This is a genomic window from Nocardioides baculatus (assembly GCF_016735675.1).
In the GTDB taxonomy this organism is placed as follows: Bacteria; Actinomycetota; Actinomycetes; order Propionibacteriales; family Nocardioidaceae; genus Nocardioides; species Nocardioides baculatus.
This window is the reverse complement of sequence record NZ_JAERSG010000007.1, coordinates 160,653-181,261: the sequence shown is the minus strand read 5'-3', so window position 1 is coordinate 181,261 and position 20,609 is coordinate 160,653. Positions and strand designations below refer to the sequence as shown.

The window sequence follows — 20,609 nt, the reverse complement described above, 5'->3', positions numbered from 1 at the left end:
CCGCAGACTACGAGGCCTTCTCCATCGTCGCCCACAGCCCGTACTCGTGCATGGCCTGCACGTCGCGCTCCATCTCCTCGCGGGTCCCCGTCGAGACCGCCGACCTGCCCTCGGTGTGCACCTCGAGCATCAGCTTCTCGGCCTTGGCCTTGTCGTAGCCGAAGTACTTCTGGAAGACGAAGGAGACGTAGGACATGAGGTTGACCGGGTCGTCCCACACCAGCGTCACCCACGGCTTGGCCAGGAAGGTGATCTCGTCAGGTGTGAGGGTCGGCTCGACCTCTACGGGACTGGCGGCTGACACCTGCCCATCGTGGCACAGTGACGCCCGTGACCGGGACAGCCCATGCCTCGACGGCCTTCTTCACCGACCACTACGAGCTCACCATGGTGCAGGCCGCCCGGCAGTCGGGCACGGCCGAGCGCCGATCGGTGTTCGAGCTCTTCCCACGGCGGCTGCCGGAGGGGCGGAGGTACGGCGTGGTGGCCGGCGTCGGTCGCGCGCTCGACGCCATCGAGGCGTTCCGCTTCGACCCCGCGGCGATCGCCGCGCTGGACGGCGTCGTCGACCCCGACATGCTCGACTGGCTGGCCTCCTACCGCTTCACCGGCGACGTCTGGGGCTACGCCGAGGGCGAGGCCTACTTCCCGCACTCACCGCTCCTCGTGGTGGAGGGCACGTTCGCGGAGGCCGTCCTGCTGGAGACCGTCCTGCTGTCGATCTACAACCACGACTCCGCGATCGCCTCGGCCGCCTCCCGGATGACCCTCGCCGCGGGCAGCCGGCCCTGCATCGAGATGGGCTCGCGCCGCACGCACGAGCAGGCCGCCGTGGCCGCCGCGCGGGCGGCGTACGTCGCCGGGTTCGACGCGACGAGCAACCTCGCGGCACGGGCGACGTACGGCGTCCCGTCCGCCGGCACCGCGGCCCACTCGTTCACGCTGCTCCACGACGACGAGGCCGACGCGTTCCGCGCGCAGGTGCAGACGCTCGGCGTCGGCACGACCCTGCTCGTCGACACCTACGACGTCGCCGAGGCGGTGGCCCGCGCGGTGGAGGTGGCAGGCACCGGGCTGGGCGCCGTCCGGCTCGACTCCGGCGACCTCGGCCTGGTCGCCCGCGACGTCCGCGCGCAGCTCGACTCGCTCGGGGCGACGAGCACCCAGATCGTCGTCACGAGCGACCTCGACGAGCACGCGATCGCGGCCCTCGCGGCGGCACCGGTCGACGCGTACGGCGTCGGCACCCAGCTGGTGACCGGCTCGGGCTACCCGACGTGCGGGTTCGTCTACAAGCTCGTCGCCCGGGAGGACGCCGACGGCGCGCTGGTGTCGGTGGCGAAGAAGTCGCAGGACAAGACCTCGGTGGGCGGCCGGAAGTACGCGCTGCGCCGGCTCTCGGCCGGCGGCACCGCGCAGGCCGAGGTGGTCGGGATCGGCGAGGCGCCCGAGGGAGACAGCAACGACCGTCCCCTGCTCGTCCCGCTCGTGCGCGACGGCGAGGTCGTCGGCCGCGCCACCCTCGAGGAGGCCCGCTCCCGCCACCGCTCCTCGCTCGCCGAGCTCCCCCGCGCCGTCACCCAGATGTCCGCCGGTGAGCCGGTGATCCCGACGGTCTTCGAGCAGTAGCCTCGCTCCATGGCACGGGCACTGATCGTGGTCGACGTCCAGAACGACTTCTGCGAGGGCGGGTCGCTTCCGGTGACCGGTGGCGCGCGCGTGGCCGCCGACATCGGCGAGCTGCTGCACCGCTGGCACGCGAAGGCGGAGGGCGGTCCGGCCTACGACGTCGTCGTCGCCACCAAGGACCACCACGTCGACCCGGGCCACCACTGGTCGCTCAAGCCCGACTTCGCGGAGTCGTGGCCGGTCCACTGCAAGGTCGGCTCCGAGGGCGCGGGCTTCCACCCCAACCTCGACCCGCAGCCCTTCGACGAGGTGTTCTTCAAGGGCGAGCACCAGGCGGCGTACTCCGGATTCGAGGGGCGTACGACGTCGGGCGAGCCGCTCGCCGATTGGCTGAGGGCGAGGAGCGTCGTCGCGGTCGACGTCTGCGGCATCGCGACCGACCACTGCGTGCGGGCGACCGCGCTGGACAGCGCGAGCGAGGGCTTCGCGACCAGGGTGCTGACCGCGCTGTGCGCCGGGGTCGCACCCGAGACGACGGCGTCGGCCATCACCGAGATGAGCGGCGCGGGCGTCGAGATCGCCTGACCGGCCGGATCAGCACCACTTCTCGGCGACAGTGCGCAGCACCTTCACCGTCCGGGCCGTGCCCTGCCCGAGCGCGGTGAACTCCTTGGCGGAGAGCACCTTCGAGGTGTGGATGTCGCCGTCGAGCAGCACGTAGGCCGCCCGGCCGTCGACGACCACCGTCTCGCCGTCGTGCTCGAGGGCGTGCACCGCCTTCGCCGTCGCGGCGGTCGGGGCGCTCGCGTAGAGCGTGACGTAGTGCTGGCCGGACGGGTCGTGCTCGGCGTGCAGCTCCTCGGCCCGCGCGGTGAGCGCGGCGAGGTCGGCGGTCGTGAAGACGACCGTCGGCACCTCGAAGCCCGCCTCTGCGGCGTACGCCTCCTCCAGCGCCGCCTGGACCTTGGCCACGGAGCGTGCGGAGTGCGTCAGCCGGACGTTGCCGGTGTTGATGTAGGTCTCCACGCCGGACCCGCCGGCGGCCTCGGTCGCCGCCTTGATGGCGTCCTTGGGGAACTTGCGGGTCCTGCCGAGGTTGATGGCGCGGAGGAAGGCGACGTACGTGGGCACGGGCCCAGTATCAGCGCTTGCACTGGCTCGGCGGGGTCACCTTCGGGTCGAAGACGTGCACCGGCGGCTTGATGGTCGAACCGTTGGGCGACTCCTTCATCGTCATCGCCCAGTAGCCCACGCGCTTGTCGAGGGTGGCCTTCTGCTCCTTGGGGAGCTTGCTCCACATGCCGGCGACGTCGATGCCGACCTCGAGGAGGTGGCCGTGCGGCTCGATCGTGGCCGCGGCCTCGGTGTCGTACGGCAGGGTGGGGACCTCCTTGAAGAGGCCCTTCGGCAGGCCCGCGAGGACGTCCTTGTAGCCGAGCGAGACGTTCACGTCCTCGCCGTCGGCGGACACGGCACGACCCTGGGTGAGCGCCCACGCGGGGTCGAGCTCACGTGGCAGCGCCCAGGTGTAGTCCTCGTTGTCGGTGATGTCGGCCCAGCAGTCGTTGGCACCGGGGCCCCACTTCTCGCTGTTGAAGAAGGTGCGGCCGTTGACCACGAGGTAGTCGATCTGCTGCGCGTTGCCGTCGAGGACGGTGTCCATCGAGATCTCGCTGTAGCCCAGCGACGGGCTGTAGCGGGCGTCGAGGTTGAGGATCCGCTTGCCACCCTTGTCGGGGCTCTTGGTCAGCATCTGGCCGTGCCACTCGACGATGCCCATCTTGTCGACGGTCGCGACCATGTCGGTGAGCTTCTCGCCCAGCAGCTGCGCTCCCACGGTCTTGGTGGCGGCGGCATTGCCCGAGCCACCGCACCCGGACAGCACCATGAGCGCGCCGGCAGCGAGCGCTGCGGCGTGGGCGACATTGATGCGACGGGTCACTGGAGTCCCCTTGGGGGTGCAGTCGAGCGAGCACGGTGCTCGATTTCGAAGGGTAGGACTTCCTCAAGGAACGTGTCAGGGAAACCGAACATCTGCCTTCATGTCGCCATCCACTGCCGCGCTGCGACCACCACCTCCTCGGTGAGCTCGGCGACCAGCGACGAGCCGAGTCGCCAGTGCTGCCAGTAGAGCGCGACCTCGGGCCGGCGCCCGGGCACCAGCTCGACCAGGTTGCCGAGGTCGAGCTGGAGTGCCACGTCCGCCTCGGGGAGCAGACCCCACCCCATCCCGACCCGGATCGCACGGTCGAACTCGCGGACCGACGGGAGGTAGGTCACCGGCGGGGCCAGGTGGCGGCGGGTCACCCGGCGGACGAAGTCGTGCTGGAGCGAGTCGTTGCGGTCGAACGCGACGATCGGCGCCTCTGCGAGGGTGGCCGAGCCGACCCCGTCGGCGAAGTGGCGGGCGTGGAACTCGCGCGTCGCGACGGCGGCGTAACGCAGCCGGCCGAGGCGGACCACCCGGCACCCGGGCACCGGCTTGGGCTCCCCCGTGATCGCCGCGACCACTTCCCCGCGCCGCAGCCGCTCGGCGGTGCGGGTGTGGTCCTCCCGGACGACCTCGAACACGACGCGGTGGCGCGACTGCACCTCGGCGAGCGCGTCGACGAACCAGCCGTAGAGCGCATCGGCGTTCACCGCGATGGGCAGGGAGGTGTACGACGCGCCCGCCTCGTCGTCGCCCTCCTCGACGAGCTCGGCCACGGCCTCACGCTCGAGGAGCTCGGTCTGCGTCGCCAGCCGGACCAGGACGAGTCCGGCCTCGGTGGGCTCGAGCGGCTTGACCCGGTGGAGCAGGACGCGGCCGATGCGCGTCTCCAGCGCCTTGATCCGCTGGCTCACTGCGGAGGGGGTCACGTGCAGGTCGCGGGCCGCCGCCTCGAAGGTCCCGAGTCGCGCCGCCACAGCCAGGGTGCGCAGCGCCACGGGATCCAGCTGAGTGATGTCTCTCATAGTTAGAGATCCTAATGATTCGTGAAAATAGTTCGCTGGATTGTGTCTCGTGCGCGTCCTACCGTTGACCACATGTTCCAGGTTGCTCTCACCGGTCTGCTCACCGGTCTCGCTCTCATCGTCGCCGTCGGCGCCCAGAACGCCTTTCTCCTCCGTCAGGGGATCCGCGGCGAGCAGGTCCTCCCCATCGTGCTGACCTGCCTGCTCTCCGACGTGGTCGCGATCACCGCCGGCGTCTTCGGCCTCGGCGTCGTCCTCGAGCGCTGGCCGTCGGTGCTGCCGGTCGCCCAGGTGCTCGGCGGGCTCTACCTGATCGCGTTCGGCGTGCACGCGGCACTGCGCGCGTGGCGCCCGAGCGCACTCGACGCCAGCGACGGCACCGCGATGACGACCGGTCGCGCGATCCTGCTCACGCTCGCCCTGACCTGGCTCAACCCGCACTTCTACCTCGACGCCGTGCTCATGCTCGGCACCGTCGCCAACAGCTTCGGCAGCGACCGCTGGTGGTTCCTGGCGGGCACGCTGGTCGCCAGCCTCCTGTGGTTCTTCGGCCTCGGCTACGGCGCTCGCCTGCTGCGGGGCATCTTCGCCCGACCGGGCGCCTGGCGGGTCCTCGACTCGGCGATCGCCGTGCTCATGGGCGGCCTCGGAGTCGTGCTGATCGCGCACTGATCCACGCTCGGGTTGAGATACATAGGATTGCTATGTATCTTGGGCGGCGTGAGTGACGACCTCCCCGACCTGGCCAGCGACCTCGTGGTGCTGGCCGCGCGGTTGACCCGCGCCGTGCGGCGCGAGGTCGACCACCCGGCCGGCGTCCGTGCCCTGTCCCTCCTGGACGAGCACGGGCCGTCGGGGGTCACCGCGCTGGCCGCGGCGGACCGCTGCAGCCAGCCCACGATGACCGCGACACTGCGGACCCTGCGCGAGCAGGGCCTGGTGGACCGGCAGCCCCACCCCACCGACGGGCGGGCCCAGGTGGTCGCACTCACCGACACCGGCCGCGCCGAGCTGGCGCGCATCCGGCAGGCCAACGCCGAGCTCGTCATGGCCCGACTGGCCGACACCCGCCACAGCGCCGAGGAGGTCGCGACCGCGGTTGCCGTGCTGCGCGACGTCCTCGACCTGCACCCCCGTCACGACGGGGACGACCAGCAGGAGGACACCACCCCGTGAGCAGCACCCACCCCACCACCCCCGACACCACCCTCGACACCACCCCCGACACCACCGCTCCGTCCATGCTGCGCCAGCCCCGGGCCGTCTGGGCCGTCGCCTTCGCGTGCGTCATCGCCTTCATGGGGATCGGGCTGGTCGACCCGATCCTCAAGGAGATCGCCGCCCAGCTCGACGCGACGCCGAGCCAGGTCTCGCTGCTGTTCACCAGCTACATGGCGATCATGGGCGTCTCGATGCTGGTCACCGGAGTCATCTCCAGCCGGATCGGACCCAAGCGCACGCTCCTCGCCGGTCTCGCCCTCATCATCGTGTCGGCCGGCCTGGCCGGCATGTCGGACAGCGTCGGTGCCGTCATCGGGTTCCGCGCGGGCTGGGGCCTGGGCAACGCGCTCTTCGTGGCCACTGCGCTGGCCACCATCGTGAGCGCGTCCGCCGGACCCGTCGGGCAGGCGATCATCCTGTTCGAGGCCGCCCTCGGGCTCGGGATCGCCTCCGGGCCGCTCATCGGCGGCGTGCTCGGCCAGGTGTCGTGGCGCGGCCCGTTCTTTGGGGTCTCGGTCCTGATGACGGTCGCCCTCGTCGCGACGGCGTTCTTCCTGCCCTCCACGCCGCCCGCCGGTCGCCCCACCTCGCTGCTCGACCCGTTCCGCGCCCTCCGGCACCGCGCCCTGCTGCTGCTCGCCCTCGTCGCGATCTTCTACAACCTCGGCTTCTTCACGCTGATGGCCGCCGGCCCCTTCGCGCTGCCGTCGTACTCGATCATGGGCATCGGCTGGACGTTCTTCGGCTGGGGCCTGCTGCTCGCCTTCACGTCCGTGTGGCTGGCGCCTCGGCTGCAGCGCCGGTTCGGCACCCTGCCGACGCTGACGGCCGTGCTCGCCCTCTTCGCGCTCGACCTCGCCGCGATGGCGCTCGGCGCCGAGCACGAGCCGGTGGTCACGGCAGGCATCGTGCTCGCCGGCGCGTTCCTCGGCGTCACCAACACCCTGGTCACCGAGGCCGTGATGGGCGCTGCTCCTGTGGAGCGCCCCATCGCGTCGGCGGCTTACTCCTTCGTACGTTTCACCGGCGGCGCCGTCGGCCCGTTCGTCGCGCTCAAGCTCGCCGAGCGGGTCGACCTGCACGCACCCTTCTGGTTCGGCGCCGCTGCCGTCGCGATCGGCGTCGTGATCGTGGCGACCGGGTCCCGCACGATCGCGGACGCCCTCGCCGGGTCCCCCGATCCGCACGGCGTCACCGAGGCCGAGAGCGAGCTGGTCGGCGACCTCGCCTGAGCGCGTCGCCTCCGGGCTGCGGGCGCGGCGTACTAGCGTCGCGCCCATGCCGTGCGACTACTGCGAGAGAGAGTTCGACCCGATCGCCACGCGCTGGTTGTGCCCGCACTGCCACATGAAGGCCAACTGCTGCGACGGAGCACCGCTCTGAGCAGCCAGCAGCCCCCTCCGGGGTGGTACGCCGATCCGTGGCCGAGCCCGCCCGGCGGGCTGCGGTGGTGGGACGGCGGCCAGTGGGCGGGCGCGACGTCGCTGCCGGACCGCGGCCCGACGGACGCCGGCTGGTGGCGTCGCGCGGGCGCGTACCTGATCGACGGCTTCATCGTCGGCGCGATCAGCTATGTCGTCGGCCTGCCCGGCCAGGTCGGCCTGCAGCGTGACCTCCAGATCGAGTCCCAGAAGCTCACGGACGCCCTCACCTACGGAAGCGACCCCGGCACCGCCATGACGGACTACTGGTCCGGCTTCGCCGACGCCTACCTCGACCGCTGGCTCTGGCTGGTGGCGCTGCCCGCGATCGCCGTCGTCGCCTACTACGCGGTGATGCTCCGGACCCGGTCGGCGACCGTCGGCAAGCGTGCGTTGCGGCTCCGCGTGGTGCCGGCGAGCGGCGAGGGCCGGCTGTCGTGGTCGATGGTGGTGCGCCGGATCCTGACCCAGTTCGGTCCGGGCTGGCTGATCATCCCGGTCGCCCTCGCCACCCGCTCGGTCGCCGTCATCGCGATCTTCGCCCTCGTCGTGCTCGTGTTCCAGCTCCTCGACCACCTGTGGGCCGCGAGCGACCGCAAGCGTGCGATCCACGACCTCACCGCAGGCACCCGCGTGCTGCAGGACCCCTGAGCCTCAGGGCGCGAACGACAGTCCCCGCTCGGCGAGCGCCTCGCCCAGCCGGCCGATCGCCATCGGCCCGACCCCGTGCATCGCGGCGAGCTGCTCGGCGGAGTACGCCGTCACCTGCTCGAGCGTGGTGACGCCGACCTCGCGCAGGGCCCGGGTCGCCGGAGCGCCGATGTTCCGCGGCAGCGGCGTGCCCTGCTCCCGCGGCGCCCGCACCCGGGGCGTGTCGAGCCCGGCGTCGACGACCGCTTCGCCGCGCGGCGAGAGCAGGTAGCCGATCGCCAGCGACTCGGTGAGGCCGAGCTCCTTGAGCTTGCGCACGTCCTTCTTGAAGTCCGCGGTCTCCCGCCCGACCTGGGCAGCCAGGTCAGGCGCGCGCACGGTGGGGTTGAGGTCGATCAGGTCGAGCGTCTCGCGCGTCCAGGCGCCGTAGGACGACGACGCGTCGAGCCGGTCGAGCCGCGCGGTGATGGCCGCGACCTCGTCCGCGTCGGGCACCGCGGCCCGCAGCGCCTCGCGCGGGTCGGGGCCGGCGTACGCCAGTCCGATCCGCCACGCCGGGTCGGACGACCGGACCGCCAGCGCCTTCGTGAGCGCGGCCAGCGACGGCGCGCCCGCTCGCCGGGCGTCGTCGGCCCGCAGGCTCGCGACGCTGACCCGCTCGACCGAGGTGACCTCGATCAGGCCGACGCCCGTACGCATCCGGGTGCCGACCACGACCCGCGGCTTCGCCCAGCGCCGGAACGCGAGGTCGATCGTGCCGGCCTTGATCGCGGCCAGCTCGGCCGGGCGGATCATCATGGGCTCAGCATCTCAAACGTGCCGAGCGGAGCCTCAGAGGTTGCCGCGGGCGTCCTGCTCGCGCTCGATGGCCTCGAAGAGCGCCTTGAAGTTGCCCTTGCCGAAGCCGAGGGAGCCGTGGCGCTCGATGAGCTCGAAGAAGACCGTCGGACGGTCGCCGAGGGGCTTGGTGAAGATCTGGAGGAGGTAGCCGTCCTCGTCGCGGTCGACCAGGATGCCGCGCTCCTGCAGCTCCTCGATCGGCACGCGGACCTCGCCGATGCGCGCGCGGAGCTCGGGGTCCTCGTAGTAGGAGTCGGGGGTGTTGAGGAACTCGACGCCGTTGGCCCGGAGCGCGTCGACGCTGGCGAGGATGTCGTTGGTCGCGACGGCGAGGTGCTGGGCGCCGGGGCCGTCGTAGAACTCGAGGTACTCGTCGATCTGCGACTTCTTCTTCGCGACGGCCGGCTCGTTGAGCGGGAACTTCACGCGGTGGTTGCCGTTGGCGACGACCTTCGACATGAGCGCGGAGTAGTCGGTGGCAATGTCGTCACCGATGAACTCCGCCATGTTCACGAAGCCCATCACCTTGTTGTAGTAGGTGACCCACTCGTCCATCTTGCCGAGCTCCACGTTGCCGACGATGTGGTCGAGGGCCTGGAAGAGCCGCTTGGGCTGGCCCTCGCGCTTCTCCCAGCGCGGCGCGGCGGTGGCGTAGCCGGGGAGGTAGGGACCGCCGTAGGTCTCACCGTCGATCGTGCGCTGCACGAGCGTGTGCCGGGTCTCGCCGTAGGTCGCGATCGCCGCGACGCGGACCGAGCCGTGCTCGTCGGTGACCGTCTCCGGCTCGCGCAGGACCGTCGCGCCGGCCTTGCGGGCCTGGGCGATGCACTGGTCGACGTCGGGCACCTCGAGGGCGATGTCGACGACGCCGTCGCCGTGCTTGGCGTGGTGAGCGATGAGCGGGCTGTCGGGCGAGACCGCACCGCTGACGACGAACTTGATCGAGCCCGACTTGAGCACGAACGACTTGTGGTCGCGGGTGCCGTTCTCCGGGCCGGCGTAGGCGATGAGCTCCATGCCCCACGCGGAGGCGTAGTAGTGCGCGGCCTGGGTGGCGTTGCCGACCACGAAGCAGATCGCGTCCCACCCGGTCACCGGGAAGGGGTCGGAGTCGGCGTCGTACTCCACGAGACCGACGAGCTGGCGCAGCTGCTCCAGCGAGAGGTCGGCCTTCATCTCGTCCACGGTCAGGGCGCCACCGGTCGAGGCGATGTCAGTCGTCATGGCCTCAGCCTGCCCAAACCGACGCAAGGTGTGCAACAGTACGACGAAACGTTGGGCACATTGCACAGTCAAGGCGGCGCAGATGGACGGAATCGACAGCAAGCTGATCGAGATCTTCGCCCACGAGCCACGGCTCGGCGTGCTCGAGGCGAGCCGGCGCCTCGGCATCGCGCGCGGCACCGTGCAGGCCCGCCTCGACAAGCTCACCGCGGCCGGCGTGATCACCGGCTGGGGGCCCGACCTCTCCCCCGAGGCGATCGGCTTCCCGGTGATGGCGTTCCTCACCCTCGAGATCCGGCAGGGCTCCGGCGGGTCGGTCGGCCACGAGGCGGTCGCCGAGCACCTCGCGGAGATCCCCGAGGTGCTCGAGGCCTACACGATCACGGGCGTCGGCGACATGTGGGCGCGGGTCGTCGCCCGCTCCAACGCCGACCTCCAGCGGGTGATCGACCAGGTGCTCACCGAGCCGAGCATCGACCGCTCGACGACGGTGATCGCCCTCGCCACCCAGATCCCGCACCGCGTGGTGCCGCTCGCCCGGGCCGCCGTCACCTGAGCCGCTCGGCCACCTCGCCGGCCGCCGCGATCACCTGCGGGGCCACGACGTCCTCGTCGATCGCGCCGTCGAGGGTGACGATCCCGACGCTCGCGCGCAGCCCCTCGACACCGCGCACGGGAGCGGCCAGGCCGCGGGCACCGGACTGGAGCTCGCCGCTCGTGACGGCGTACGCCGGCTCGTCGACGTCGAGCAGCGCGATGGCCTTGCCGGCCGCCCCCTGTGACAGCGCGTGGCGGGCGCCGACCCGGTAGGAGACGTGGAAGTCGGTCCACGTCGGCTCCACCACCGCCAGCGCCAGCGCCTCGTCGCCGTCGGCCACCGTGAGGTGCGCCGTCGAGCCGAGCGTGTCCGCGAGCGAGCGGAGCACCGGCATCGCGAGGTCGCGCAGCAGCGGCTGAACGGCGCTCGCGAGGTGGAGCACGCCGAGGCCGATGAACAGCCGCGACCGCGCGTCGCGGCGTACGAGGCCGTGCTGCTCGAGGGTGCTGATCAGCCGGTAGACGACCGTCCGGTTGACCTGGAGCCGGCCCGACAGCTCGGTGACCGTGAGCCCCTCCGGACTCTCGGCCAGCACCCGCAGGACCCGCAGGCCGCGGTCGAGCGTCTGGGAGGTCTCCGATGGCACGGAGGGAGCCTAGATGACCGAGTCCGCGTCAGGAGGTCTGCTTCATCGCCCACTCGCGGATCCGGTTGATCCGCTCGGCGAGCTGCTCGGCGTTGGCGACCGCGGCGGGCGGGCCACCGCACTCCTTGCGCAGCGCCGAGTGGGTGATCCCGTGCGCCTGACCGGTGCGGTGGTGCCAGGCCGCGACGAGCCCGTTGAGCTCGCGCCTCAGGACACCGAGCTGCTGGTGGGTGCTGAGCTGCTCGACGGAGTCGACGACCCGGTCGCCGTTGCCCTCGATCGTCCGCTTGCGCGCGCGCTCGCTCTGCCGGGAGTGCAGCAGCTCGCGGACCTGGTCGGGCTCGAGCAGGCCGGGAATGCCGAGGAAGTCCATCTCCTCCTCCGAGCCCGCGAGCACCTCGCCGGAGTGGCCGAACTGTGCGCCCTCGTAGAGCACGTGGTCGAACGACGCGGTCGAGCCGAGCGCCTCCCACGACATCTCCAGCTCGCCGGAGGCGGCGTCCTCCGCGTTGGCGGCGGCGAGCAGGCCCTCCTCCGCCGCGAAGATGTCGTCCTCGTCGGTGACCCGTCGACCCAGCACGTGGTCGCGCTGCGCCTCCATGTCGGAGGCGAACTCCAGCAGGTGCGGCACCGACGGCAGGAACACCGAGGCGGTCTCGCCGCGCGAGCGGGCCCGCACGAAGCGGCCGACCGCCTGCGCGAAGAACAGGGGCGTCGAGGTCGTGGTCGCCCACACGCCGACCGCGAGCCGCGGCACGTCGACGCCCTCGGACACCATCCGCACCGCGACGAGCCACCGCTTGTCGGACTCGGTGAAGGTCGCGATCTTCTTCGACGCGCCCTTCTCGTCGGAGAGCACGACGGTCGGCGCCTCGCCGCTGATCTTCTTCAGCAGCGCGGCGTAGGCGCGGGCGGAGTCCTGGTCGCTGGCGATGACCATCCCGCCGGCGTCGGGCACGTGCCGGCGTACCTCCGACAGGCGCTTGTCGGCCGCCTGCAGCACCGCGGGCATCCACGACCCCTGCGGGTCGAGGGCCGTACGGAGTGCGTGGGCGTGCATGTCCTTGGTGAGCGGCTCGCCCAGCCGGGCGGCGATCTCGTCGCCGGCGCGGGTGCGCCACGTCATCTCGCCGGAGTAGGCCATGAACAGCACCGGGCGCACGACGTGGTCGGCGAGCGCGTGGGCGTAGCCGTAGGTGAAGTCGGCCGTCGAGGTGGGGATGCCGTCGTCGCCGGGCGCGTAGGTGATGAACGGGATCGGGTTGATGTCGGAGCGGAAGGGCGTGCCGGTCAGCGACAGGCGGCGGGTGGCCGGGTCGAAGGCCTCGCGCACCCCGTCGCCCCACGACAGCGCGTCACCGGCGTGGTGGATCTCGTCGAGGATCACCAGCGTCTTGAACCGCTCGGTGCGGATCCGCATCGCGAGCGGGTTGACCGCGACACCGGCGTAGGTCACCGCGATGCCGACGTAGTCGTCGGACGTCCTGCCCTTGCCGGCGCTGTAGGCCGGGTCGATCGGGATGCCGGCCCTCGCCGCCGCCTCGGCCCACTGGGTCTTCAGGTGCTCGGTGGGCGCGACCACGGTGATCCGGTCGACGATGCGGCGGCTCAGCAGGTCGGCGGCGACGGTCAGGGCGAACGTCGTCTTGCCGGCGCCGGGCGTGGCGACGGCGAGGAAGTCACGCGGCTGGCGGGCGCGGTAGTCGTCGACCGCGGCCTGCTGCCAGGCACGGAGGGAGGGCGCGGTGCCCCAGGCGGCCCGGTCGGGCCACGCGGGGGGCAGGGGCGCGTCGGGGCGCCCCGTCACGCCTCGGGACCCGAGCCGTCCGAGCCGTCCCCGCCGGGCTTCATGGACTCCCACACTTCCTTGCACTCCGGGCACACCGGGAACTTCTCCGGGGCACGAGACGGGACCCAGACCTTGCCGCACAGGGCGATCACGGGGGTGCCCATGACCATCGCCTCGGTGAGCTTGTCCTTGGGCACGTAGTGCGAGAACCGCTCGTGATCACCCTCGTCGGTCGGGACGGTCTGACGCTCTTCGATCGTCTGGCTGCCCGGCGAGAATCCGATGGTGCTCATGATGGGAGAGCCTAACGCGGACCGACCCACACGTAGACGTTGGCAACGCCGCGGCGGGTGCCGTGGAGCAGGTCGCTCGCGTCGCTGACGTACGCGAGCCGCGCGGCGTCGTCGCTCAGCGCGGCTCCGTGCTCCTCGCCACCCGGCGGTGCGAGGAAGGGGGACGTGCGGGCTCCCGTCGCCACGTCGACGACCCGCAGGTGGCGCGTCGCGGTGGCGACCACGTAGCGCGTGCCGTCCGGCGTGATCGCGGCACCCGGGTTGTGCCTCGGCCCTCGTGGTCCACCGAGCCCGCCGTCCTGCACCACGTCGACCCGGTCCCCGCCGTGGCCGTGCCCGCCCGCCGGACCCGACCCGTGGACCGCGAGCAGCCGGCCGTCGTCGGACACGCTCGACATCTCCGGATAGCCGCCCTCGACCCCGAGCCGCCCGACGCCGCGGACGTCTCCGGTCGTGGTGTCGAGGAGCTCGCTCTCGTTGTCGCCCGTGAGCAGGGCCAGCCGGCCGTCGGAGGAGACGCCCACCAGGTCACTGCCCCCGAGGTCGGCGACGACGGTCCGCGTCGTGCCGGTGCCGCGGGTCCACTCCACCAGCTGGGACGGCACGCCCCCCGGCGCCTCCTGGTAGACCACCCGCTCACCGTCCGCGGTCAGTGCAGCACGGGTGGCGGTCCGCGTCGTCACCTGCGTCTGGGAGCCGTCGGCGCGGTCGAGCAGGAAGATTCCTGCCGAGAGGCCCACCAGCACGCGTCGTCCGTCGCGAGCGACCCCCAGGATCCGCGCCCAGGGCTCCGGGTGGAGCAGCGACACCTGCTGGGTGGAGGCGTCCCAGGCGTAGATCCGACCGACGGACTCCGTCGTCCCGGGCACCAGGTTGGTGGCGAAGGACGAGAAGACGACCGTGCTGCCGTCCCCGGAGATCGTCACCTGGGTGCTCGCCTTGTTCGCCGGACGCCCGTCGAGTCCCTGCGAGACGAGGACAGTGCCGGGCGCGGCCCGCTCGGTGACCGACCGCACCACCAGGACCGTACGACGGCTCGTGCCGCGCTGCTTGCCGACGCCGCGCTCGTCGAGCACGATCCGCCACCGTCCCAGCCGGGGCGCCGTACCGGTGAGGCGGCCGCGCCGCTGGTGCAGCCAGCGCGGGAGGCCCTCCGCCTCGCGGACGCGCCAGTTCTCCCGCTGGTAGTCGAAGCGCTCGCCGGGCAGCACGGTGTCGGAGACGCGGTTGACCTCCGCGCGGTGGTCCGCCGCCGGCTCGGCGGGGCTCGGCGCGACCCCCAGTCCTGACAGCGCGAGGGCGAGCAGGAGGGACAGGACAGCACGCATCGGGGTCCTCACGGGTCGGAGACGCCGCTCGGCGCCGGATGGTTGCGCCGGTGGATCAGTTGAGGTCGGGGTCGACGGGGCGGTTGGCGTGCCAGGCGAGCATCCCCGGCTGGCGCCGCATCACGTCACGCCGCAGGCCGCTCGTGTCGCCGCGGAAGGCGTCGCCGGACTCCGAGGTGACGACGTACCAGCTGCCCTCGTCGACCTCGCCGGCGAGCTGGTCGGCGCCCCACCCGGCATAGCCGGCGAAGACCCGCATCGCGCTCAGCGACCCGTCGACGAGCTCCGTCGGGGTGTCGAGGTCGACCATGCCCAGCAGCCCGGCCACTGGACGCCAGCCGACCGGCGGGTCGCCCGCGTCGCGGAGCCGGGCCACCGCCAGCGCGCCGTCGGTGCCGACCGGACCGCCGCGGAACAGCACCTCCGGCTCGGCGACGACCTCGCGCCACGGCTCGAGCACGTCGGCGACCAGGACCTGCGAGGGCCGGTTGAGCACGACGCCCAGCGCACCCTCGTCGTTGACGTCGAGCAGCAGCACGACCGTGTCGACGAAGTTGGGGTCCTGCAGTGCCGGCGTCGCGACCAGCAGCATCCCCGATGCGAGCTGCATGCCGTCCACTATGTCAGGACCGAGGAGCCCGGCGGCACCGGTCAGGCCGCCAGGACCGCCCTGATCCGTCCGACGAGCGAGGAGGTGCCGGCGGACCGGGACGGGGTGCGCGACCTGCGCCCGGGGACGTACGACGTCCGCGCGCCGAGCTCGATCGCGCGGCCGACCCGCTGGGCCGCGGGACCGGGGGCGCTGGCGCGGCCCGCCATCAGGGCGAGCATCTCGTGCTCCTTGCCGGTGGCGACGGCCATCACGCGAGCCATCTCGGGGCTGGTGGGGTGGGCGACGTGGTGGTCGAGGACCGCCCGGATCCCGGGCAGGTCGTCGGCGGCGGCGAGCCAGGCGAGCGCGACGGCGTTCTCGAGGTCGAGGGGCTGGTCGCTGAGCCGGCGCTCGACGTGGCCGGCCAGGCGGGTGTGCCAGCGCAGCTGGAGTGCGCCGAGCAGGCTCAGCTCGTCGCCGAAGGTCTCGGTGACGCCGGGGGTGTCGAGCGGCAGCTGTCCGTCGAGGCGCTCGTCGGCGGCGCGGATCACGTCGCGGAGCACGTCGGCGCGGCGGTGGTGGGACGTCCAGGTCATGGCGGTCTCCTCAGGTGACATACCGAAGGTACGTACTTTGAGTATGGCCACCGCGCAGTCGTCGTTCAAACCCTCTGCGGGTGAGTCGGGTCACGGGGATCAGAACTAGGGTGCCCCCATGCGGACCCGGCGGCAGCGCTACTCGGACTCCACGAAGCGCGCGCTCGTGGACGTGGCCGAGCAGCTGTTCACCGAGCACGGCTACGCGGCGACGTCGCTCGACGCGATCGTCGCGGGCGCCGACGTCACCAAGGGCGCGCTCTACCACCACTTCAGCGGCAAGCAGGCGATCTTCGAGGCCGCCTTCGAGCGGATCGAGTCGCGCGCGACGGCGAGCATCGGCCGGGCGACCGAGGGCCGCTCCGACCCGTGGGAGAAGGCCCGCGCCGGGCTGCACGCCTTCCTCGAGGCGGTGCAGGAGCCGGGCTACCGCCAGGTCGTCATCTCCGACGGCCCCTCGGTGCTGGGGCACGAGCGGTTCCGCGAGCAGGAGGAGCGCTCGACCTACGCCATCGTCGACGAGATCGTGCGCTCCGTGCTGGCCGGGGACGAGTGGGCCCTCGACGACCAGATGCTCGACACCTTCACGCGCATCTTCTTCGGCGCGATGTCGGCGGCCGGCGGGTCCGTCGCCGTGAGCGACGACCCGGCGGCAGCGGCCGCCCGGGTCGACGCCGCCATCGGCTTCATCATGGACGGGCTGCGTCAGCTCCTGGAGAGCGGCGCGGCCAGCGGGGTCACTTCGCGAACGTGACGTTGCCGTTGACGGCCGGCACGAGCTCGACCCACACGTGGCCCGCAGGGACCGTCAGCTCGCCGGCCTTCGTCGACAGCTCGATGGCGCCGGTCAGGCCGTCCTTGGTCCAGGTGCCGCGCACGAGGCGGCCGCCGTGGAACAGCATCGCCGCGCCCTTGCCCGCGAACTTCGTCTCCGGCACCGGGTAGCCGGCGGGGTCCTTGTAGCCGGCGTCGCCGACCTTGACCCGCAGCACGAGCACGGAGTCGGCCGGGAACTGGTCGCCCTGCGCGGCGTAGGAGTCGGTGTTGACGTAGCCGCCCTTCTGGAACGCCCAGGTCGTCGAGTGCCCGCCGAAGTCGGCGGTCAGCGTGCTCGCCTTGCCGCCCTTCGGCAGGTCGGCCTCGGTGCCCCACGGGAGGTAGGCCGGCGGCTCCTCCTTGGCCTTGAGCCGCTTCGAGATGTCGTGCAGCTTGGCGAACAGGTTGTACGGCGCCGAGCGCGAGTTGTCGCGGTAGACGCCGGCGGCGCCCTCGGTGATCCACGGGATGCCGGCGCCGTTGATCCGCTTGATGGTGATCGGGGCCGCACCGCTGGTCACCACGGTCGCACCCTCGGGGACGATGCTGATGTCGCTGGCGCGCATCGACCGGACGGGCCCGATGTCGGCGGGCACCTTCGAGTAGTAGAACGCCGCAAGGCGCGTGTAACCACCCTCGACGAGCTCCTCCACGACCATGTCGGCCGAGCCGAGGCCGACCTGCGGGGCGCTGGACGAGGTGTTGTCCACCTTGGTCACGATCACGGGGTGCCTGGGCGCGTCCCCGGTGCGCTCGAGGCCGGTCAGCGGCCAGTACATCGGCTCCGGCGGCTCGCTGGTCGCCGACGACGTCGGCTCCGACGGTGCGGACGCGCTCGCGGGCTCCTCGTCGTCCCCGCCGCTGCAACCGGCCAGCAGGAGGGAGGCCGCGACGACCGCGGCGACGGAGGTGGTGAAACGGTGACGCACGGGCGAACTCCTTGCGAGCGGGGGCTGCTTGAAAGGTCAGGCTGCCTTGAAGTGTGGAGGCGCGCCCTCCCGCTTCCGGGAAGGCGCGCCACACAGTAGGTCAGCAGGACCTGCCTACCAAGAACGGCCTGTCACCGGCGGCGCAGCGTCCCGCCGAACCAGCTCGACGTCCACGGGACGGCCACCCGGACCCGCTGGCCCGAGCCCGGCGAGTGGACCATCACGGCGTGGCCGTGCGACCACTTCAGGAAGATCGCGGCGTGGTAGACGCCACCGCTGCCGTAGAAGAACATCAGGTCACCGGCACGCATGTCCTTCTTCGCGATCCGGCGGGTGAAGCCCGCCTGGGCCCCCGACGTACGCGGCACGGAGAACCCGGCACGGCGGAAGCTGTAGAACACCAGGCCCGAGCAGTCGAAGCGGTCCGGTCCGGCGGCGCCGTAGGCGTACGCGTCGCCGCGCTGGCGCATCGCGATGTCCTTGGCGCTGACGACCCGCGCGCTGACGCGCTGGGCGACCGTGCGGGTCCGCACGTCGGTCCGCACGTCGGTCTGCTCGGCGGCGGTTGCGGGGAGGGCGGTCAGGGTGGAGGCGGCGAGCCCCAGCCCGGCCAGGGCGAGCGCGGAGGCTCGCGCCGTACGAGTCGCAGGCATGGATGATTCCTTTCCCACGCCTGTGAGGTGAGCTGTCGGGTGCGGGCTGGAAAGTGCCCGGCCGCAGGTCCTCCCCGATGAGGACACGTACGACTTGACCCCGAGCCGACACGCGGATGGTGATCGGCAGTGGAACCTGTGGGTCCCCCACTCCTGCCCTCGAAGATCTCGGGGGTCGTCCCGGCCGGGCAGGACTCGGCGTTGTCCGGGACGGTGCGGTCGTGAACGACCGCGGACCAACGTGACAGACGTCCTCGGGGCGCGCAAACCGTGGCCAGCGCCCCCGTGGACCGGCTCCTGTGGAATCCCTCACATTAAGTCGAGTGCATCACTCGACTTCACGCTCACCCGAGCTTGCGACCACCGTCGACGTAGAGGGTCTGGCCTGTGACGAAGGACGCATCGTCGCTGCACAGGAAGGCAGCCGCCGCGGCGATGTCCTCGGGCTGGCCGACACGTCGGACGGGCGTGGCCTCGGCGTTGAGCCGCTGCAGCTCCTCGGGCTCCATCTTGAGCCGGCGGGCGGTGGCGTCGGTCATCTCGGTCGCGATGAAGCCCGGGGCGATGGCGTTGGCGGTGATGCCGAAGGGACCGAGCTCGATGCCGAGCGTGCGGGTGAGGCCCTGGATGCCCATCTTCGCGGCGGAGTAGTTGGCCTGGCCGCGGTTGCCGAGGGCGGAGACGCTGGAGAGGTTGAGGATCTTGCCGTACTTCTGCTCCACGAAGTGCACCTGCGCGGCCTTGGTCATGTTGAAGACGCCCTTGAGGTGGACGCCCATGACGACGTCCCAGTCGTCCTCGGTCATCTTGAAGAGCAGGTTGTCGCGGGTCACGCCGGCGTTGTTGACGAGGATGTGGATCCCGCCGAGCTCGTCGACCACGCGCTGCACGGCGGCTCCGGCGGCGGCCGAGTCGACGACGTCGCAGCCGACGCCGATCGCGCGCGCCCCGTCGGTGAGCTCGAGCCGGCCGGCGGCCTCCTGGGCAGCCGACTCGTCGAGGTCGAGGATCGCGATCGAGGCGCCCTCACTGGCGAAGCGCCGGGCGATGCCGAAGCCGATGCCTCGGGCTGCTCCGGTGATGACGGCGACGCGGCGGTCGAAACGACCCATCTCGATGACTCCTCAGCTCGGGGGGTGTGCCGCGGCTGACCCTAGCCGTCGGGACCTCAGGGGCCGAACCTCACCAGATCCACGCCCGGACCTCGGCGGCCGCGACGACCTCGTCCCACGACTGGGTGCGTCGGAGCACCGTCAGGTGGGTCTCGTCCCTGCTGACCGGGTCGAACAGGCTGAGGACGCTCCGAGCGCCAGGCGAGCCGCAGTCGTCGTCGATGTGCGCGATGAGGAGGTCGTCGCCACGCGAGCCGACCAGCGACAGCGCGCCCCGGTCGCCGGGCACCCGGACGATCCTGACCGCGCCCGCGGCGGTCCGCCGGGTGAGCACCGCTCCCCCGCACCCGCCGTAGGACTCGTAGTAGGCGCGCCCCTGCACGGTGCGTACGTCGTCGTCGCTCATGATCGGCGGGCCGGTGCGCGCGGGACGCATCGTGTGGCGGACGCCCAGCGGCCCGGAGGTGCCGGCCAGGTCGACCCGGCGCAGCTGGCTGCCCCGTCCCTTGCTGCACGAGGCCACCACCGAGTCGGCGTCGACCCAGCGTCGCGGGGCGCAGTAGCCCCGGGTGGCGACGGACGTGCTGGTGCGGGCGAGCAGGTCGGTGACCCACCAGCGCTCCCGGTCGACGGTCACGAGGGTGCGCCCGTCCGTGGAGGTGATGGCCTCACCGGTGCCGCGGGCCGGCAGCCACGTCGTGGCGCCGTCCCAGCCGAGGATGCCGACCCGGCCGCTGCTGCGCGGTCGGGGGTAGGTGGTGAAGAGGACACCCGAGCCGTCGGGGCTCAGCGCGACGGTGGCCGCCCGCAGCGGGGCCGGGACCTCCCGCTGCTCGCCGGTCACGACGTCGTACGACACCAGCGTGTCGCCGCTGCGGGCGTGCGTGAACCGGAGCAGCGCGGTGTGGAGCTCCGGGCGCCAGTCGTTGAGGCGGAAGTAGCCCGTGCGCTCGCCCCGTCGGGTCGCCCGGACCACCGTGGACCAGACCATGTGGCGCGCGCCGCCGGGCGTGATCACCTCCAGCGCCTGCGCGTCGAGCGGCGCCTCGGGCGCACCGGAGCGGTAGGTCGCGACGGTCGCCAGGACCGAGTCCTGGCCGAGCTGCTCCACTGTGACGGTGCCCGTCAGCGGGATGGTCGGTGTGGCGCGCAGGTCGCGGTCCGGGAGCTGGGCTCCTGCCGGTGCGGCGAGGATCGTGAGCCCGAGCAGCGCTGCCGTCGCGGCCGCAGTGGCCGCCGGGACGAGCCCCGAGATGTGTGCGTGTCGCATGTGTCCCCCTCTGTCTCCTGTCAAGACGCACCACGGGGCCGATCGGTTGCGCGACCAGACCAGTGGTGGAGGTCGGGTGCAGGAAGATGCCCCTCGGCCCCACCGT

At 72.1% G+C, this 20,609-nt stretch carries 24 protein-coding genes and 1 riboswitch; of the genes, 8 read left to right on the top strand and 16 right to left on the bottom strand.

What is annotated here, in order from left to right; genetic code table 11:
- Nucleotides 1-7 precede the first annotated feature (7 nt).
- Complete coding sequence (gene clpS / locus JI751_RS19775; RefSeq protein WP_201940455.1) at nucleotides 8-304, bottom strand: ATP-dependent Clp protease adapter ClpS; 297 nt, start codon at nucleotides 302-304, stop codon at nucleotides 8-10.
- A 26-nt stretch (nucleotides 305-330) separates the two neighbouring features.
- Between clpS and JI751_RS19770 the strand changes: the two genes are divergently transcribed.
- Nucleotides 331-1,629 carry a nicotinate phosphoribosyltransferase gene (locus JI751_RS19770; protein WP_307814401.1) on the top strand — a complete coding sequence of 433 codons (1,299 nt, stop codon included), beginning with the start codon at nucleotides 331-333 and terminating at the stop codon, nucleotides 1,627-1,629.
- A gap of 9 nt (nucleotides 1,630-1,638) precedes the next feature.
- Nucleotides 1,639-2,214, top strand: a complete 576-nt coding sequence (locus JI751_RS19765) for an isochorismatase family protein (RefSeq protein WP_201940453.1) — start codon at nucleotides 1,639-1,641, stop codon at nucleotides 2,212-2,214.
- 9 nt (nucleotides 2,215-2,223) lie between these two features.
- Here JI751_RS19765 and JI751_RS19760 read toward each other — a convergent pair whose 3' ends face one another.
- The 3 genes from JI751_RS19760 to JI751_RS19750 all read right to left on the bottom strand — a co-directional run bounded on the left by JI751_RS19760 (nucleotide 2,224) and on the right by JI751_RS19750 (nucleotide 4,584).
- Complete coding sequence (locus tag JI751_RS19760) at nucleotides 2,224-2,760, bottom strand: DUF1697 domain-containing protein (RefSeq protein WP_201940451.1); 537 nt, start codon at nucleotides 2,758-2,760, stop codon at nucleotides 2,224-2,226.
- 10 nt (nucleotides 2,761-2,770) lie between these two features.
- The gene (locus tag JI751_RS19755) at nucleotides 2,771-3,571 is read right to left on the bottom strand and encodes a hypothetical protein (RefSeq protein ID WP_201940450.1); all 801 of its coding nucleotides are present in this window, start codon (nucleotides 3,569-3,571) and stop codon (nucleotides 2,771-2,773) included.
- Between the two features lie 98 nt (nucleotides 3,572-3,669).
- Nucleotides 3,670-4,584: a LysR family transcriptional regulator ArgP gene (locus tag JI751_RS19750; RefSeq protein ID WP_201940448.1), complete on the bottom strand. Its 915-nt coding sequence runs from the start codon at nucleotides 4,582-4,584 to the stop codon at nucleotides 3,670-3,672.
- 72 nt (nucleotides 4,585-4,656) lie between these two features.
- On the opposite strand from JI751_RS19750, the gene JI751_RS19745 reads away from it, so the two are divergent.
- From JI751_RS19745 to JI751_RS19730, 4 genes are all read left to right on the top strand, one after another.
- Entirely contained in the window at nucleotides 4,657-5,256 is a 600-nt protein-coding gene (locus JI751_RS19745; protein ID WP_201940446.1) for a LysE/ArgO family amino acid transporter, read from the top strand.
- Between the two features lie 48 nt (nucleotides 5,257-5,304).
- Nucleotides 5,305-5,760 (top strand): MarR family winged helix-turn-helix transcriptional regulator, encoded by a 456-nt coding sequence (locus JI751_RS19740; protein WP_307814399.1) that lies wholly within the window; start codon nucleotides 5,305-5,307, stop codon nucleotides 5,758-5,760.
- The gene (locus JI751_RS19735) at nucleotides 5,757-7,037 is read left to right on the top strand and encodes an MFS transporter (RefSeq protein ID WP_307814398.1); all 1,281 of its coding nucleotides are present in this window, start codon (nucleotides 5,757-5,759) and stop codon (nucleotides 7,035-7,037) included. The genes JI751_RS19740 and JI751_RS19735 overlap by 4 nt, the downstream gene beginning before the upstream one ends.
- A 99-nt stretch (nucleotides 7,038-7,136) precedes the next feature.
- Complete coding sequence (locus JI751_RS19730; RefSeq protein WP_201940442.1) at nucleotides 7,137-7,877, top strand: RDD family protein; 741 nt, start codon at nucleotides 7,137-7,139, stop codon at nucleotides 7,875-7,877.
- A gap of 3 nt (nucleotides 7,878-7,880) precedes the next feature.
- On the opposite strand, the gene JI751_RS19725 is transcribed toward JI751_RS19730, so the two are convergent.
- Nucleotides 7,881-8,675, bottom strand: coding sequence for a hypothetical protein (locus JI751_RS19725; protein WP_201940440.1), 795 nt, complete (start codon nucleotides 8,673-8,675; stop codon nucleotides 7,881-7,883).
- Nucleotides 8,676-8,708: 33 nt separating this feature from the next.
- Nucleotides 8,709-9,941 carry a 4-hydroxyphenylpyruvate dioxygenase gene (gene hppD / locus JI751_RS19720; protein WP_236666579.1) on the bottom strand — a complete coding sequence of 411 codons (1,233 nt, stop codon included), beginning with the start codon at nucleotides 9,939-9,941 and terminating at the stop codon, nucleotides 8,709-8,711.
- An 82-nt stretch (nucleotides 9,942-10,023) separates the two neighbouring features.
- Here hppD and JI751_RS19715 point away from each other — a divergent pair, with 82 nt between their 5' ends.
- Nucleotides 10,024-10,497, top strand: coding sequence for an Lrp/AsnC family transcriptional regulator (locus JI751_RS19715; RefSeq protein WP_201940439.1), 474 nt, complete (start codon nucleotides 10,024-10,026; stop codon nucleotides 10,495-10,497).
- On the opposite strand, the gene JI751_RS19710 is transcribed toward JI751_RS19715, so the two are convergent.
- Genes JI751_RS19710 through JI751_RS19685 form a run of 6 tightly spaced genes read right to left on the bottom strand, consistent with a single transcriptional unit; the run spans nucleotide 10,490 to nucleotide 15,723 of the window.
- Nucleotides 10,490-11,125, bottom strand: coding sequence for an IclR family transcriptional regulator (locus JI751_RS19710; protein WP_201940437.1), 636 nt, complete (start codon nucleotides 11,123-11,125; stop codon nucleotides 10,490-10,492). The two genes, JI751_RS19715 and JI751_RS19710, sit on opposite strands and share 8 nt — an antisense overlap.
- 28 nt (nucleotides 11,126-11,153) lie before the next feature.
- Nucleotides 11,154-12,932 carry a DEAD/DEAH box helicase gene (locus tag JI751_RS19705; RefSeq protein WP_201940435.1) on the bottom strand — a complete coding sequence of 593 codons (1,779 nt, stop codon included), beginning with the start codon at nucleotides 12,930-12,932 and terminating at the stop codon, nucleotides 11,154-11,156.
- Complete coding sequence (locus JI751_RS19700) at nucleotides 12,929-13,207, bottom strand: DUF3039 domain-containing protein (protein WP_201940433.1); 279 nt, start codon at nucleotides 13,205-13,207, stop codon at nucleotides 12,929-12,931. The genes JI751_RS19705 and JI751_RS19700 overlap by 4 nt, the downstream gene beginning before the upstream one ends.
- Before the next feature lie 11 nt (nucleotides 13,208-13,218).
- A complete protein-coding gene (locus JI751_RS19695) occupies nucleotides 13,219-14,535 on the bottom strand; it encodes a WD40 repeat domain-containing protein (protein WP_201940431.1) in 1,317 nt (438 codons plus the stop codon).
- Nucleotides 14,536-14,590: 55 nt separating this feature from the next.
- Complete coding sequence (locus tag JI751_RS19690; protein ID WP_201940429.1) at nucleotides 14,591-15,145, bottom strand: YqgE/AlgH family protein; 555 nt, start codon at nucleotides 15,143-15,145, stop codon at nucleotides 14,591-14,593.
- 41 nt (nucleotides 15,146-15,186) lie between these two features.
- Nucleotides 15,187-15,723: a hypothetical protein gene (locus JI751_RS19685; RefSeq protein WP_201940428.1), complete on the bottom strand. Its 537-nt coding sequence runs from the start codon at nucleotides 15,721-15,723 to the stop codon at nucleotides 15,187-15,189.
- Nucleotides 15,724-15,841: 118 nt separating this feature from the next.
- Between JI751_RS19685 and JI751_RS19680 the strand changes: the two genes are divergently transcribed.
- On the top strand, nucleotides 15,842-16,477 hold the full coding sequence (locus JI751_RS19680; protein ID WP_201940426.1) for a TetR/AcrR family transcriptional regulator: 636 nt from the start codon (nucleotides 15,842-15,844) through the stop codon (nucleotides 16,475-16,477).
- On the opposite strand, the gene JI751_RS19675 is transcribed toward JI751_RS19680, so the two are convergent.
- The 4 genes from JI751_RS19675 to JI751_RS19660 all read right to left on the bottom strand — a co-directional run bounded on the left by JI751_RS19675 (nucleotide 16,461) and on the right by JI751_RS19660 (nucleotide 20,503).
- On the bottom strand, nucleotides 16,461-17,468 hold the full coding sequence (locus tag JI751_RS19675) for a DUF3048 domain-containing protein (RefSeq protein WP_201940424.1): 1,008 nt from the start codon (nucleotides 17,466-17,468) through the stop codon (nucleotides 16,461-16,463). The two genes, JI751_RS19680 and JI751_RS19675, sit on opposite strands and share 17 nt — an antisense overlap.
- A 131-nt stretch (nucleotides 17,469-17,599) precedes the next feature.
- Nucleotides 17,600-18,121: a C40 family peptidase gene (locus JI751_RS19670; RefSeq protein WP_201940422.1), complete on the bottom strand. Its 522-nt coding sequence runs from the start codon at nucleotides 18,119-18,121 to the stop codon at nucleotides 17,600-17,602.
- 2 nt (nucleotides 18,122-18,123) lie between these two features.
- Nucleotides 18,124-18,332: riboswitch (cyclic di-AMP (ydaO/yuaA leader) on the bottom strand.
- 133 nt (nucleotides 18,333-18,465) lie between these two features.
- Nucleotides 18,466-19,233, bottom strand: coding sequence for an SDR family NAD(P)-dependent oxidoreductase (locus JI751_RS19665; protein WP_201940420.1), 768 nt, complete (start codon nucleotides 19,231-19,233; stop codon nucleotides 18,466-18,468).
- 70 nt (nucleotides 19,234-19,303) lie between these two features.
- The gene (locus JI751_RS19660; protein WP_201940418.1) at nucleotides 19,304-20,503 is read right to left on the bottom strand and encodes a TolB-like translocation protein; all 1,200 of its coding nucleotides are present in this window, start codon (nucleotides 20,501-20,503) and stop codon (nucleotides 19,304-19,306) included.
- Nucleotides 20,504-20,609 lie beyond the last annotated feature (106 nt).

Coding starts and splice junctions, on each gene's coding strand:
- JI751_RS19765 (WP_201940453.1), top strand. CDS start 1,639: ATGGCACGGGCACTGATCGTGGTCGACGTCCAGAACGACTTCTGCGAG.
- JI751_RS19750 (WP_201940448.1), bottom strand. CDS start 4,584: ATGAGAGACATCACTCAGCTGGATCCCGTGGCGCTGCGCACCCTGGCT.
- JI751_RS19745 (WP_201940446.1), top strand. CDS start 4,657: ATGTTCCAGGTTGCTCTCACCGGTCTGCTCACCGGTCTCGCTCTCATC.
- JI751_RS19725 (WP_201940440.1), bottom strand. CDS start 8,675: ATGATGATCCGCCCGGCCGAGCTGGCCGCGATCAAGGCCGGCACGATC.
- hppD (WP_236666579.1), bottom strand. CDS start 9,941: ATGACGACTGACATCGCCTCGACCGGTGGCGCCCTGACCGTGGACGAG.
- JI751_RS19715 (WP_201940439.1), top strand. CDS start 10,024: ATGGACGGAATCGACAGCAAGCTGATCGAGATCTTCGCCCACGAGCCA.
- JI751_RS19700 (WP_201940433.1), bottom strand. CDS start 13,207: ATGAGCACCATCGGATTCTCGCCGGGCAGCCAGACGATCGAAGAGCGT.
- JI751_RS19695 (WP_201940431.1), bottom strand. CDS start 14,535: ATGCGTGCTGTCCTGTCCCTCCTGCTCGCCCTCGCGCTGTCAGGACTG.
- JI751_RS19690 (WP_201940429.1), bottom strand. CDS start 15,145: ATGCAGCTCGCATCGGGGATGCTGCTGGTCGCGACGCCGGCACTGCAG.
- JI751_RS19685 (WP_201940428.1), bottom strand. CDS start 15,723: ATGACCTGGACGTCCCACCACCGCCGCGCCGACGTGCTCCGCGACGTG.
- JI751_RS19680 (WP_201940426.1), top strand. CDS start 15,842: ATGCGGACCCGGCGGCAGCGCTACTCGGACTCCACGAAGCGCGCGCTC.
- JI751_RS19670 (WP_201940422.1), bottom strand. CDS start 18,121: ATGCCTGCGACTCGTACGGCGCGAGCCTCCGCGCTCGCCCTGGCCGGG.
- JI751_RS19665 (WP_201940420.1), bottom strand. CDS start 19,233: ATGGGTCGTTTCGACCGCCGCGTCGCCGTCATCACCGGAGCAGCCCGA.
- JI751_RS19660 (WP_201940418.1), bottom strand. CDS start 20,503: ATGCGACACGCACACATCTCGGGGCTCGTCCCGGCGGCCACTGCGGCC.